Genomic DNA, 14,658 nt, shown 5'->3' on the forward strand with positions numbered 1-14,658 from the left:
GCCGTCAGTTCCTGGAGTTCAGCGCGCGCCAGACGCTTTCGAGATCGTCGATCTGCTGCTGGTCGAGCGAGACGAGCGGCACGTCGGACGGGGTCCGGCCGCCGGCGTCGGGCCGGCTCGCGCCGGTGACGACCGTGGTGAGCGCGGTGCGCCACAGGGCGGCCAGGCGGCCGAGGTCCTCGGCTCCGAGCGTGCCGCCGGGAGCGGAGAGGGTGGCCTGGAGCACGGGTCCGCCGCCGTCCTCGTTGGCCACGGCGTTGATCTCGACGCCGCCGCTCGCGGTTGCCCCGGACGACTCGGCCGCGAGGCCGTGCGCCTCCGGGGCGCGGGTCCACGGAGTGGTCGCCCCGGCGGCTCTGGTGACGCGGCCCAGGTAGTTGAACGTGATCTGCGGGTGGGGCAGTGCGGCGAGGCGCGGGGCGGTCTCGGGATTGAGGTAGCGCAGCAGTCCGTAGCCGAGGCCCTTGTCGGGGGCCCGGCGCACCAGTTCCTTGACGTGCTTGACGGCCTGGCCGACCGCCGCGCCCGCGAGGACGTCCCGTGTGGCGTCCAGCGAGCCGAGGTCGAGCCGGACCGGGCGGCACACGGTGAACCAGCCGACCGTGCGGGAGAGGTCAATACCGCGCGGCATGCTGTCGACGGCCTGCCGGCCGTGGCTCTCCAGCCCGACGACCAACGGGCCTCCCCCGCCCGCGCGCGGCCCGCGCCAGCGCTGGAACGCCATGGTCAGGGCGGTGAGCAGGACGTCCTCGACGGTGGCATGGAAGGCCGCCGGTATGTCGGTGAGCAGCGGGAGCGTCTCCTCACGCGGCAGGGTCACCGTGACGGAGGACGCCGGGCCCGTGCCCGCCTCCCTCACGCCCGGCAGGGGTTCGACGTCGCTCAGGACGGCGGACCAGTGCGGGAGTTCGGCGGCCCGAGCGGGCCGGCCGGCCTCGGCCGTGAGGGCGCGGGCCCAGGTGCGGAACGAGGTGGCGACCCGGTCGAGCGACCGGACACCGTCGCGGTCGGCGTCGGCGTCGGCGGCCAGGTCCCAGGCGCGGGCCAGGTCCGGCAGGAGAACGCCCCAGGACACGGCGTCGACGGCGAGGTGGTGGATCACCAGCAGCAGCCGGCCCGGCTCCCGCGGACCGGCGTCGAACCAGACGGCCTGGACGACACGGCCGGAGTACGGGTCCAGACGTCCGCGCGCGGCCTCGGCCTCGGCCCGGACGACCCTCTGCCGCTCCTCGCTCCAGGGGCCCGAGGCAGTGCCCTGGGCGTCGCCGTGCGGGCCGGTGACGTCGACGCGGGTGAGGCAGGCCGCGGGGTCGGCCGAGCCGCGCGGCGCGATGTCCAGTTCCCAGGGCTGCGACGGCCCGGTGGTGATCCGCAGCCGCAGTGTGTCGTGGTGGTCGAGCAGGAGACCCAGCGCGGCGGCGAGGCGGGCCTCGTCCGCGTCCGGCGGGACCACCAGCAGCAGGGTCTGGTTGAACTCCTCGACGGGGCCGCCGCGTTGCAGGCGCTCGTGCATGACGGCGGTCAGCGGGACCGCTCCGGTTCCGTCGTCGGCGCTCCCGGCGTGCTCCTCCTCGTCCGCGACGTCCGCGGCCACGGCGGCGAGCCGGGCCGGTGTCTTTTGCTCGAAGACGTCCCGTACCGAGATCGCCAGGCCCTGTGCCCGAGCCCTGCTGACGAGCTGGATCGACAGGATGCTGTCCCCGCCGACGGTGAAGAAGTCGTCGTCGACGCCGACGCAGGGCAGCGCGAGGAGGTCGGCGAACAGCCCGCACAGCACCTCCTCGCGCGGGGTCCGGGGTGCGCGGCCGGCCGTCGTGGTGAAGTCCGGCGCGGGCAGCGCCCGCCGGTCCAGCTTCCCGTTCGGCGACAGCGGCAGTCCGGGGAGGGCGACGCACACGGCGGGCACCAGGGAGTCCGGCAGCAGCCCGGCGACGAACCGCCGGACCTCCGCCACGTCCAGCGCGTCGGACGCCCTGCCGGGGCCGGCGGCGGGCACGAGGTAGCCGACCAGCCGCCTGGTGCCCACGGAGTCCTCGTGCACCGTCACGGCCGCCTGGCCGACGGCCTCGTGGCGCAGCAGGGCGGCCTCGACCTCGCCGGGCTCGATGCGCACCCCGCGGATCTTGACCTGCTCGTCCGTCCGTCCCAGGTGCTCCAGCTGTCCGTCGCCGCGCCGGCGCACCACGTCCCCGGTCCGGTACATGCGCTCCCCGGAGCCGAACGGGCAGGCCACGAAGCGTTCGGCGGTCAGCGCGGCGCGGCCGGCGTAGCCGCGCGCGAGCCCCTCGGCGGCGACGTACAACTCCCCCGCGACCCCCGGCGGTACCGGTCGCAGCGCCGGGTCCAGCACGTACAGGCGGGTGTTGGACACGGGCCGGCCGACGGTCACCGCCTCGCCCGGCAGCGCCTGGCAGGCGGAGACGAAGACGGTGGTCTCAGTGGGGCCGTAGGTGTTGTGGACCGGGATCCCCAGCAGCTCGGTCGCGGCGGTGACGGTCGCCGCGGGCAGTGCCTCGCCGCCGCACATCACCCACTTCAGCCCCGTGCAGCGGGCGGCGGCCGGCTCCTGCGTGAACACCTCCAGCATCGACGGCACGAAATGCACGGCGGACACGGCCTCGGCGGCGATGACCTCCGCGATGTACCGCGGGTCCTGCTGGCCGCCGGGCCGCGCCAGCACGACGGCCGCGCCCGTCGTCAGCGGCCACAGCAGCTCGATCACCGACGCGTCGAAGGTGACCGGCGACTTGTGCAGCATCCGGTCGTCGGGCGCCAGCCGGTACTCCCGCTGCAGCCACTGCGCGAAGTCGACCAGCCCCCGGCGGTGGATCACCACGCCCTTGGGGCGGCCGGTCGAGCCCGAGGTGTGGACGACATAGGCGGGGTGGGCCGGCAGCAGCGGACGCGGCCGGTCCCCGGCGGTGGGATCGCTACCCGGCAGCGCGTTCAGCTCCCGCACGACGTCCGGGGCGTCGACGGCCGCGACGCTCACCCCGTCGACGGCCGGGAGCCTCCCGGCGGTGGCGGCGGTGGCGAGCAGCAGCCCGGGACGTCCGTCCCGCAGCAGGTAGGCCACGCGCTCGGCGGGATGGTCGGGGTCGACCGGCAGATAGGCGGCGCCCGCCTTGAGCACGGCGAGGATCGCGACCACCATGCGCACCCCGCGCGGCACGGCGACGGCGACGACGTCCTCGGGGCCCGTGCCGCGGCGCAGCAGCCAGTGGGCGAGCCGGTTGGCCTCCTCGTTCAACGCCCCGTACGACACCGGGGCGTCGCCTTCGTCGGGGCTCACCAGGGCCACCGCGTCCGGGGTCCCGGCCGCCCGTTCCTCGAAGAGCCCGGTCCAGTCGGTGTCCGGTATCGGGTACGCGGAGTCGTTCCAGCCGTCCAGGAGGCGCAGTTCGTCGGCGCCGAGAAGCTCGGTAGCCGCGAGCCGGGTGCCGGGGGCGGCCACGACCTGGCTCAGGAAGCGCTCCAGGCGGTCGGCGAACGCCCTCGCCGTGGACTCCTCGAACAGGTCGGTGCGGTAGTGCAGCGTTCCGCGGATCCCGGCGGGCGCACCGCGGCCGTCGCCGTCACGGGTCTCGGCGAAGTTGAAGGACAGGTCGAACTTGGCCTCGGTGGAAAGGACGTTCTCGTACCGGGACTCGACTCCGGGGAAGGACAGCGGCGGGCGGGAGGTGTTGTCGACGGCCAGCATCACCTGGAAGACCGGGTGGTGGGCGAGGCTGCGGGTGGGGCTGAGCAGGTCGACGAGGCGCTCGAAGGGCAGGTCCTGGTGGGCGTAGGCGTCGAGGTCGGCGTCGCGGACGCGGCGCAGCAGGTCGCGGAAGGCGGGGTTGCCGCTGGTGTCGGTGCGCAGGGCGAGCGTGTTGACGAAGAACCCGATGAGCCCGTCGAGAGCGTCCTGGCCCCGCCCGGCGACGGGCGCGCCCAGCACGATGTCCTCTCCCGCGCCGAGCCGGGTCAGGACGGCCGCGAGCGCGGCCTGCAGCACCATGAAGACGCTGGCGCCGCTCTCGCGGGCGAGTTCCGTGATCCCCTGGTGCAGCGTGGGCGGCCAGCGCAGCTCCAGCACCGCCCCGTCCCGGCCGGCCGTGGCGGGGCGAGGCCGGTCGCAGGGCAGGTCGATGCACTCGGGGGCCCCGGCCAGCACACGCCGCCAGAAGTCCGCCTGTTCCTGTCCGGGCCCGGCGACGGGCGCGCCGTCCTGAGCCTGCGAGCCGAGGAACCCGTGCTGCCACAGGGTGTAGTCCGCGTACTGGACCGGCAGCGGCTGCCACTGCGGTGCGCTCCCCTCAAGGCGTGCCCGGTAGGCCGTGTTGAGCTCACGGATCAGGACGCCCAGGGACCAGCCGTCCGCGGCGATGTGGTGCAGCAGGATCAGCAGGACGTGCTCGTCGGCGGCCGTCCGCAGCAGGCGCGCCCGCAGGGGGATCTCCCGAGCGAGGTCGAAGGGCCGCGCGACCTCGTCGGCCAGGAGCTGCCTGACGGCATCGGCGTCCACGTCCGAGACCGTCAGCCGCGGACGTGCCCGGTCCGCCGGGAGGACCCGCTGCCAGGGATTGCCGCCGTCGTCGGGGGACACCGTCCGCAGGATCTCGTGCCGGTCCGTCACGTCGGCGAGCGCGGCCTCCAGGGCCGCCGGGCTCAGCTCGCCCTTCAGCCGCACGGCCAGCGGGATGTGGTACGCGCTGCCGGAGCCGTCCAGGTTGTCCAGGAACCACAGCCGGTTCTGCGCGAACGACAGCGGTATCCGCTCCGGCCGCGCCATCGCCGTCAGCGCCGGGCGCTGCGGGAGGCCCCGTCTGGTCAGCGCGGCCAGCCCGGCGGGGGTGGGGGTCTGGAAGATGTCGCGGATGGTGATGTCGGTGCCGAGTTGGGTCTGGGCGCGTGCGGCGAGGCGGATGGCGAGGAGGGAGTCGCCGCCGAGCGTGAAGAGGTTGTCGTCGATGCCGATACCGGGGACGCCGAGGAGGTCGGCGAACAGGGCGCGCAGTGCTTCCTCGTGAGGGGTGCGGGCCGGGCGTGAGGTGGCGAGTGTGGTGAAGTCGGCTGCGGGCAGTGCCCGCCGGTCCAGCTTCCCGTTCGGCAACAGGGGCAGTTCGTCCAGGACTGTGCAGGCGGCGGGGACCATGTACTCGGGCAGCCGGCGGGCGGTGAACTCGCGTACGGACACCGGGTCCAGTGCGGCGGGGTGGGCGGGGACGAGGTAGGCGGCCAGACGGGGCGGGCCGGTGGGGTTCTCGTGCACGGTGACCGCGGCCTGCGCTATGTCGGGGTGGCGGCAGAGCACGGCCTCGATCTCGCCGGGCTCGATGCGGAACCCGCGGATCTTGACCTGGTCGTCCGCCCGCCCGAGGTAGTCCAGGCGGCCGTCGCGTCGCCGACGCACAATGTCACCGGTGCGGTACATCCGCTCACCCGGCTCGAACGGACAGGCCACGAACCGCCCTGCGGTCAGCCCCGCACGCCGGGAATACCCACGCGCCAGCCCCTCACCCGCCAGGTACAGCTCGCCCGCCGTGCCCGGCGGCACCAGACGCAACGTCGAATCCAGCACGTACAAGCGCGTATTCGCTACAGGCAGACCGATCGGCACCGGACCGTCCGCAGTCACATCGCGGCAGACAGTCACCTCCACGGATGCTTCGGTGGGGCCGTAGAGGTTGTGGATGGGAACGTCCAGGCGGGCGGCCAGCTGTGTCACCGCGGACGGGGACAGTGCCTCCCCGCTGCACATCACCCACCGCAGACCGGTGCAGGCGGCGGCTGCGGGCTCCTGCGCGAACACCTCCAGCATCGAGGGCACGAAATGCGTCCCCGTCACCCGCTCCGCCCTGATCAGCCCGGCGATATAACGCGCGTCCCGCTGCCCGTCCGGCCGGGCCAGTACCAGCGCCGCACCCACCGCCAACGGCCACAACAGCTCACGCACCGACACATCGAACGTCACCGGCGTCTTGTGCAGCAGCCTCTCCCCCGGCCCGATCCCGAACTCCGCCTGCAACCAGGACACATAGTTCACAACACCCCGGTGCGGAACCACCACACCCTTCGGCCGGCCCGTCGACCCCGACGTATACATGACGTAAGCCGGATGATCCGCCCGCAGCCCCACACCCTCCAGAATCAGGTCGGCCGCCGGCCGCGCGGCCACCTCGACGCCGACAGGACCGTCCAGCGCCACCGTGTGTACTCCCGCCACCACCGGCAGCCCGTCCGCCACCGCGGTCGTGGTCAGTACCAGGCCGGGACGCGTCTCCTCCAGCATGAACGTGATCCGCTCCGCCGGATGCTCCAGGTCCAGCGGCAGATACGCCGCCCCCGCCCTCAGCACCCCCAGGATCGCCACCACCATGCCCACACCCCGGGGCACCGCCACGCCCACCACACCCTCCGGGCCTGCCCCCTGCTCCCTCAGCCAGTGCGCCAGCCGGTTCACCCGCGCATCCAACTCCGTATACGACAGCGGCCCTTCGTCCTCGTCCGGACTCACCACCGCCACCGCGTCCGGGGTCCGCGCCACCTGCGCCCGCCACAGCTCCACCCAACTACCCCCCGGCACGACACACGCCGTGTCGTTCCACCCCTCCAGCCGCTCACGCTCCCCCTCCACCAGCAGATCCACCGACCCCACACACATCCCCGGATCCGCAACCACCTGCTCCAACACCCGCAAAAACCGCTCCTGATGCCCCTCCAGACTCGCCCCATCCCACAACTCGGGATTAGCGCCGAGGAAGAAGGCGATGCGATCGGCATCGACGGACTGGAACCTCATCGACAGGTCCTCGGGGCGGGCGAAGGTGATCTCCCGCTCCGTCCGGTGGCCGTCGAACTCCAGGTCGCCGCCTGCGGCGATAATGTTGACCAGCACACCCCGCCGCACCTGACCGTGTGCGGGTGCCCCCGCCCCCGCCTCGCGTGCCAGAAACTCCGCCCGGAAACGCTGGTGCTCGACGGCCTCCCTGATCAGTTCCGCCACTTGCCGGGCGAGGTCGGCGAACGACTCCCGACGGTCGACGCGGACACGTACCGGGAGGATGTTCGCCAGCACGCCGGGCGTGGTCCGGCCGACGGGCCCGGTGCGGGCGCCGACAGGGAGGTTGACAACCACCTCGCTCTCGGCGGTGACCACGCTGAGGTACGCGGCCACGGCGGCGAAGATCACTGCGGAGCGCCGTACCCCCGCCGCGTCGGCCGCGCGGTTCAGCCCGGCGACCTCGATCGTCGTGTGCCGGGTCCACAGACTGCCGCGCACGACGTCAGGACCGCGGGGGTCCGGCCGCGTGCCACTCTCTCGGTCGAGAACGGACGGGACCAGGCCGCCAGCCGCCCTGTCGAGCCAGTACGCACGGTCCCGGGCGAACTCCTCGGAGGTGAGGTAGTCCGTTTCCTCGTCGGCCAGGGCCGCGAGCGAGCCGTAGGACGAGGGCCCGGCCAGCTCTCCGCGTGTGAGCCGCCGGTAGACCTCCTCCACTCGCCGCTCCACCAGTGAGGCGCCGACGGCGTCGCCGATCAGATGGTGGTACTGCTGATGCCACAGGAAGCGGTCCGGGCCGAGCCGGAACAGCGCGTACGCGAACAGCGGCCCGCGCGTGATGTCGTAAGAGCGCTCCCAGTGGCGGTCGATCCAGTCGTCGGCCGCCGCGCGCGGGTCGACCGCGTCGGAAAGGTCGACGAAGGCCGGCTCCCACTCCAGCGACGGATTCGGGATCTGTCGCACCTGCCCGTCCTCGGTCACGAAGCGTGTATGCAGGGCGTCCGTTTCCGCGACGACCTGCCGCAACGCCCTTGCGAACAACGGCGGATCCATCGGCCCGAAGATTTCACGCTGCATCGAGAACACAGGGGCGACTCCGCGGATCTGCGCTGAGAGCCAGATCTCCAGTTGTGCGGCTGTCAGGGGCAGGGCGGAACGCTGGCTGTGCTCGGACATGTCACCACGTCTCTTCCGATGAGGATCCGGTCGCTTCGCGGGCGGCCGCGGCGGCCTCCGCGGCCCGGCGGGGCAAGAAAGGGGGAAGGGGAGTCGGCCCTCTGTCAGCGGAAGCGGTTGATGGCGTCCAGATGCCGGTCACGCGTATCCGGGTCGGTGATGCCGAGCCCTTCATGCGGCGCCAGGCACAGCACGCCCACCTTGCCCTGGTGCAGGTTGCGGTGGACCTCGTGCACGGCCTCGCCGACGTCCGGCAGCGGGAATACCTTCGACAGGGTGGGGTGGATCCTGCCCTTGCACACCAGGCGGTTGGCCTCCCATGCCTCCCGGTAGTTGGCGAAGTGCGTGCCGACGATCCGCTTCAGGGACATCCACAGGTAGCGGTTGTCGTATTCGTGGGTGTAGCCGGAGGTAGAGGCGCAGGTCACGATCGTGCCGCCCTTGCGGGCGACGTACACGCTGGCTCCGAACGTCTCACGTCCGGGGTGTTCGAAGACGATGTCGATGTCCTCACCCCCCGTCAGTTCGCGGATGCGCGTGCCGAAGCGCCGCCACTCCTTCGGGTCCTGGGTGTATTCGTCCTTCCAGAACCGGTAGCCCTCGGCGCCGCGGTCGATGACCGCCTCTGCGCCCATCGCGCGGCAGATCTCCGCCTTCTGAGGGGAGGAGACCACGCACACCGGGAAGGCGCCGCCGGCCAGCGCGAGCTGGGTCGCGAAGGAGCCGAGTCCGCCGCTGGCGCCCCAGATGAGGACGTTGTCGCCCTGCTTCATCCCGGCGCCGTTGCGTGAGACCAGCTGCCGGTAGGCAGTGGAGTTGACCAGGCCGGGTGAGGCGGACTCCTCCCAGCTGAGGTGGCGTGCCTTCGGCATCAGCTGGTTCGCCTTGACCAAGGCCAGTTCGGCCAGGCCCCCGAAGTTCGTCTCGAAGCCCCAGATCCGCTGCTGCGGATCGAGCAGGGTGTCCCCGTGCCCCTCGGCGCTCTCCAGCTCGACGGACAGGCAGTGCGCGACCACCCGGTCGCCGGGCGCCCAGGAGCTAACCCCCGGGCCGGTGCGCAAGACAACACCGGCGAGGTCGGAGCCGATGACGTGGTATGGCAGGTCGTGCCGGCGGGCCTGGTCGTGGAGCCTGCCGTAGCGCTCCAGGAAGTGGAAGGTCGGCATCGGCTCGAAGATCGAGGACCACACGGTGTTGTAGTTCACCGAGCTGGCCATGACCGCGACCAGCACTTCGCCGAGGCCGGGTTCGGGCGTCGGGACGTCCTGTACGTGGAGGGTTTTGCGCGGATCCTTGTCGGCCGTCGCCATTCCCTCGAAAGCATCGGTGTCGGATTTACGGACGACAGCTCCCCGATAGCTCTCCGGAATTTGAATTCCGGCGAAATCGGCGCCTGACGCGTCGTCGGAGAGAGCAGCACTGACTATTTCCTGCACAACCACTCGTTTCTCACTCCTGCGGAGCGACTCTGCGGCATGCCCGCTGTGCTGGGATTTCGGCAGTCTAGGGTCGGGCCGGTGCATCGCCGCATCACCAGCCTTGGTAGTGGTCGCCGACTACTCACTCAGGTGATGTGTGGTGCCGGCGGCCCGTGCCACTGTCGGTCCGGTAGGCACGCGAAAGAGACGAGGTGCCATGCCTGAGCTGGACAAGCACACCGCCTTGCCCCTGACCGCCGCGCAACTGGAGATCTGGCTCTCGTTGCAGATCCTGGGAAATCCCCGCATCGCGTCGGTGGAGCGGGAGATATTCGGCCCGCTGAAGCTGTGGGCGTTCGAGGCCGCGCTGCGGCGGGTGGTCTCGGAGACGGACTCCTTGCACACGTACTTCGTCTCCGACGGCCCGCTGGTGCGGCAGGTGGCGGATCCGTCGCTCGCATGGGATCTGACGGTCGTCGACCTGCGCGGCGCGGACGATCCGCGCGCGGCGGCCGACGCCTGGGTCGACACCCACTGGAACCGTGCCTATCCCACCGACCGTGGGCCGCTGTTCCACTACGCGCTGCTCGTCCTCGGCCCGGACCACTTCCGGTGGCATCAGCAGTATCACCAGATCATGGGCGACATCTCGGCGTTCTCCCTCGTCGAGCGGCGGGTCGCGGAGGTCTACCGCGCCCTGGTGCGCGGCGAGGCGGTGCCGGACCCCGGATACGGCTCCCTCGCCGGCCTGGTCGACGAGGAGCTGGCGTACCAGGAGTCCGACGAGTACGCCGCCGACCGGCGGTTCTGGCTGGAGCGGGCCGAGGAGGGCCTCAGCCCGTCCCTGCTGACCGGCGGGCCGGGCGTCGGCTGGGACGCGGCCGAGGTGACCCGCGGCTGTGTGCGCGCCGACCAGGTGAGCATCGGGCTGGCCGGGCTGAACCGGGCGGCCGACGCGGCCGGGGTGCGGCGCTCCGCCGTGCTCATCGCGACGATGGCGGCGTACGTCGGCGCGATGAACGGCACGGCGGACGTCGTGCTGAACCTGCCGGTGAGCGCCCGCGTGGGCCCCGTCGCCCAGGCCACTCCGGGCGTGCTGTCGAACATCCTGCCCCTGCGTCTGCGCATCGACAGCCAGGCACCGTTCACCGCACTCGCCCGGCAAGCCGCAGAGGAGGTACGCCGGGTGATGCGCCACCAGCGTTTCCGCAACGAACACCTCGTGCGCGAGATCGGCACGACCTCGGCGGGCCAGGAGCTGCCGGGCATCACCGTGAACATCATCTCCGGCGGCGACCTGGACTTCGACGGCCCTCGCACGGAGCGGGAGATCTTCTTCGCCTGCCCGGTCGACCTGATGACGGGTTTCTGCGTCAGCGGCGACCGAGTACTGGTGTCGTTCCTCGCCAATCCCGAGCTGTGGGACGGGGTGGGTGTGAGGGGGCATCAGGAGCGGTTCCTGCGGGTGCTGGAGCAGGTGGTGGCTGATCCGGGGATGCGGGTGGGGTCGGTGGACCTGCTGGTGGAGGGTGAGCATGAGCGGCTTGAGGGGTGGAACAACACGGAGTGCGAGGTGCCGGGGGGCAGCTGGGTGGAGTTGTGGCGGGCCCAGGTCGCGTCGACGCCGGACGCGGTGGCAGTGGTGAGTCCGGACGAGGACGAAGAGCCGCTGACCTACGCGGAATTGGACGCGCGGGCGAGCCGGCTGGCGCACTGGCTGCGGGGGCGGGGTGTGGGTCCGGAGGGGGTGGTGGCGATCGCCGTCCCGCGGAGTGTGGAGATGGTGGTGGCAATCCTGGGGGTGCTGAAGGCGGGGGCGTCGTATCTGCCGCTGGACCTCGCGTATCCGGCGGAGCGGACGGCGTTCATGTTGGAGGACTCCCGTCCCGCGCTGGTCCTGACCACGACCGCCGCCGCGGACGAACTGCCCGTGCGGGCGGTGGCGTTGGACGGTCCCGCGGCCACCGAGATCGCCGCACAGCCGGCCGCGGAGGTCTCGGTGGCGGTACGGCCGGAGCATCCCGCCTACGTCATCTACACCTCGGGGTCGACAGGCCGGCCGAAGGGTGTGGTGGTTCCGCACCGAGGGGTCGTGAACTACGTGTCGTGGTTGCAGGCCGAGTTCCCCGTCGGGCCCGGGGACCGGTTGCTGCACAAGACGCCGGTCACGTTCGACGTGTCCGTGCGGGAGTTGCTGTGGCCGCTGGCTGCGGGCGCGGCGGTGGTACTCGCACGGCCCGGCGGGCAGGGTGACGCTCGCTACATCGCCGAGCTGATCACCGCCGAAGGGGTGACGGGGGCGCATTTCGTGCCCTCGATGCTGGAGGTCTTCGCCCAGGAACCGACGGCTGCCGGGTGTACGAGTCTGCGGTGGGTGATGTGCAGCGGGGAAGCCCTGTCCGCGTCCACCGTGGGCCGGCTGACCGCGATGGTGGATGTGCCGGTCCACAACCTCTACGGCCCGACCGAGGCGTCCGTGGACGTGACGGTGTGCCGTGACGTCACCCCTCAGGGCCCGGTCCCGATCGGCGGGCCCGTGGCCAACACCCGCCTGTACGTCCTGGACTCCGCTCTGCGTCTCGTCCCGCCGGGTGTGCCCGGCAAGCTGTACCTGGCCGGCGCGGGGCTCGCCCGCGGATACGCCCGGCGACCAGCACTGACCGCTCAGCGGTTCGTGGCCTGTCCCTTCGCACCGGGCGAGCGCATGTACCGCACAGGGGACGTGGTGCGCAGGCGGCGGGATGGGCTGCTGGACTACCTGGGGCGGGCGGACGACCAGGTCAAGATCCGCGGGTTCCGCATCGAACCCGGCGAAATCGAAGCCACGTTGCTACGCCATCCGGAGGTCGCGCAGGCCGCCGTCACCGTCCACGAGGAACCCACCGGCCCCCGCCGACTGACCGCCTACCTCACCCCCGCCCAGGGCACCGCCGCGCTGGACGGTGTGGAGGTGCGGGAGTTCGCGGCTGGCCGGCTGCCCGAGTACATGGTCCCGGCGGTGTGTGTGGTCCTGGACGCACTCCCGCTGACCCCGAACGGGAAACTCGACCGGCGGGCCTTGCCCGCTCCCGACTTCACCGCCCTCACCACCTCTCGCCCCGCCCGCACCCCACAGGAGGAGGCGCTGTGCAGCATGTTCGCCGACCTCCTCGGTGTCCCCGGTGTCGGGATCGACGACAACCTGTTCACGCTCGGCGGGGACTCCCTCCTCGCCGTCCGGCTCGCGGCCCGCGCCCAGACCGAGCTCGGCACCCACATCACCCTCCGCGACGTCTTCCACACCCCCACCCCCGTCGGCCTGGCCCGTGTGCACGCAGACCGGCTCGGTCCGGCGTGAGCGCGGCGGCCTCTCCCTCGACCACACCGCACCCGAGCGAGGACCATGTCTGAGATCCACGATCTGCGAGACGCCGTGGCGAAGCTGATCCACGACGGCGACACCGTCGCCCTGGAGGGCTTCACGCACCTGATCCCCTTTCGCGCCGCGCACGAGATCATCCGCCAGGGTATGACCGACCTCACGCTGGTGCGCATGACCCCGGACCTCCTCTACGACCAGCTCATCGGCGTGGGGGCGGCCCAAAAGCTCGTCTTCTCCTGGGGCGGCAGTCCCGGTGTGGGTTCGCTGCACCGGTTCCGCGACGCGGTGGAGAACGGCTGGCCGCGCCCGCTGGAACTGGACGAGCACAGCCACGCCGGCATGGTGAACCGCTATGTCGCGGGCGCCTCACGGCTGCCGTTCGCCGTCCTGCGCGGTTACCGGGGCAACGACATCGCCGGCCGCACCGAGTCCGTCGCCCCCGTCGTCTGTCCGTTCACCGGCGAGGAGCTGACCGCGGTCGCCGCCCTCAACCCGGATGTGACCGTCATCCACGCCCAGCGGGCCGACCGGGCCGGCAACGTCCAGCTCTGGGGTCTGCTCGGGGTGCAGAAGGAGGCGGTCCTCGCGGCCGACCGGGTGCTGGTCACGGTGGAGGAGCTGGTCGACCGCCTCACTCCGGTTCCGGGCGCGATCACCCTGCCCGCCTGGGTCGTCGACGCCGTCGCGGTCGTCCCCGGCGGCGCCCACCCGTCGTACGCCGCCGGATACAGCAGCCGCGACAACGACTACTACCGGGCGTGGAGCGAGGTGTCCCGAGACCGCGCGGTCTTCGGGAACTGGGTCGAGGAGAACATCCTGCGCACGGAGGGGGCGACCGCTCGATGACCGGGACATCGACCGCTGAGCAGACCCACGTCACCGGGGACGAGCTGATGGAGGTCTGCGCCGCCCGAGCGCTGGCCGGGGCCAGGACCTGTCTGGCGGGCGTCGGCATCCCCAGCACGGCGGCCAACCTCGCCCGCCGGACGTACCATCCGGATCTCGTCGTGATCTACGAGTCGGGCGTCATCGGCTCCAAGCCCAGCCGGCTGCCGCTCTCCATCGCCGACGGCGAACTCGCGGAGACCGCGGACCTGGTGATCCCGATGCCGGAGATGTTCAACTACTGGATCCAGGGCGGCCGCATCGACATCGGCTTCCTGGGCGCCGCCCAGGTGGACCGGTTCGCCAACATCAACAGCACCGCCGTGGACCGCGGGCCGGAGCTGCCCGAGAAACGCCTCCCCGGCGCCGGCGGCGCGCCCGAGATCGCCGCGCACTGCGGCGGTGTACTGATCGTGGTGCGGCACACCACCCGCAACTTCGTGGCGAAGGCGGACTTCGTGACGACCTTCGGCCACGGCTCGGGACCCGGTGACCGCAAGAGGTTCGGGCTGCCCGGCGCCGGGCCGGTCGCCGTCATCACCGACCTGGGCGTCCTGCGGCCGGATCCGGCCACGGCGGAACTCGTCCTCACCGAGGTGCATCCCGGAGTGACGGTCGACCAGGTACGGGCCGCGACGGGCTGGGACCTCCGCGTCGCCGACCCCCTGGGCGTCACCGAACCGCCCACCCGCGAGGAACTCGCCGCGCTGCGCGCCCTGAAGAACGCGGACGGCGCCGCGAAGCGCTGAAGGACCTCACCCTCCGGAGAAAGGAAAACGCTGTGGCCGACAACCCCTTCGACGACGAGGACAGCACGTTCCTCGTACTGGTCAACGACGAGAACCAGCACTCGCTCTGGCCCCTTTTCGCCGACGTCCCGGCGGGCTGGAGCACCGTGCACGGCCCGGCTCCCCGCGCCGCGTGCCTGGACTACATCGAGCGTGAGTGGACCGACATGCGTCCCGCGAGCCTCGTACGCGCCATGAGCGCGGCCGCCGAGGGCGACCGGTAGCGGTCGCGGCCCCCGGCCGACGCAGCCCCCCACAACGTAC

The 14,658-nt window shown here is 72.0% G+C and carries 6 protein-coding genes; 4 read left to right on the forward strand and 2 right to left on the reverse strand.

Annotation, left to right across the window (positions count from 1 at the left end; genetic code table 11):
- Window positions 1-4: 4 nt before the first annotated feature.
- Both QQM39_RS08755 and ccrA read right to left on the reverse strand, forming a co-directional pair.
- Window positions 5-7,942, reverse strand: a complete 7,938-nt coding sequence (locus QQM39_RS08755; protein ID WP_301996132.1) for a non-ribosomal peptide synthetase — start codon at window positions 7,940-7,942, stop codon at window positions 5-7.
- A gap of 104 nt (window positions 7,943-8,046) precedes the next feature.
- Entirely contained in the window at window positions 8,047-9,378 is a 1,332-nt protein-coding gene (gene ccrA, locus QQM39_RS08760; RefSeq protein ID WP_302003521.1) for a crotonyl-CoA carboxylase/reductase, read from the reverse strand.
- Between the two features lie 199 nt (window positions 9,379-9,577).
- On the opposite strand from ccrA, the gene QQM39_RS08765 reads away from it, so the two are divergent.
- Genes QQM39_RS08765 through QQM39_RS08780 form a run of 4 tightly spaced genes read left to right on the forward strand, consistent with a single transcriptional unit; the run spans window position 9,578 to window position 14,618 of the window.
- Complete coding sequence (locus tag QQM39_RS08765) at window positions 9,578-12,697, forward strand: amino acid adenylation domain-containing protein (protein ID WP_301996133.1); 3,120 nt, start codon at window positions 9,578-9,580, stop codon at window positions 12,695-12,697.
- A 45-nt stretch (window positions 12,698-12,742) separates the two neighbouring features.
- Complete coding sequence (locus tag QQM39_RS08770; protein WP_301996134.1) at window positions 12,743-13,567, forward strand: CoA transferase subunit A; 825 nt, start codon at window positions 12,743-12,745, stop codon at window positions 13,565-13,567.
- Entirely contained in the window at window positions 13,564-14,355 is a 792-nt protein-coding gene (locus tag QQM39_RS08775; RefSeq protein ID WP_301996135.1) for a CoA-transferase subunit beta, read from the forward strand. Before QQM39_RS08770 ends, QQM39_RS08775 begins: the two co-directional genes overlap by 4 nt.
- 32 nt (window positions 14,356-14,387) lie before the next feature.
- Window positions 14,388-14,618 (forward strand): MbtH family protein, encoded by a 231-nt coding sequence (locus QQM39_RS08780; RefSeq protein WP_301996136.1) that lies wholly within the window; start codon window positions 14,388-14,390, stop codon window positions 14,616-14,618.
- Window positions 14,619-14,658 lie beyond the last annotated feature (40 nt).

The sequence above is a fragment of the Streptomyces sp. DT2A-34 genome (genome assembly GCF_030499515.1).
GTDB lineage: Bacteria > Actinomycetota > Actinomycetes > Streptomycetales > Streptomycetaceae > Streptomyces.

What these genes read in the sequence shown, in the direction of transcription:
- QQM39_RS08755 (WP_301996132.1), bottom strand. Translation starts at nt 7,942, where the DNA reads ATGTCCGAGCACAGCCAGCGTTCCGCCCTGCCCCTGACAGCCGCACAA.
- QQM39_RS08765 (WP_301996133.1), top strand. Translation starts at nt 9,578, where the DNA reads ATGCCTGAGCTGGACAAGCACACCGCCTTGCCCCTGACCGCCGCGCAA.
- QQM39_RS08770 (WP_301996134.1), top strand. Translation starts at nt 12,743, where the DNA reads ATGTCTGAGATCCACGATCTGCGAGACGCCGTGGCGAAGCTGATCCAC.
- QQM39_RS08775 (WP_301996135.1), top strand. Translation starts at nt 13,564, where the DNA reads ATGACCGGGACATCGACCGCTGAGCAGACCCACGTCACCGGGGACGAG.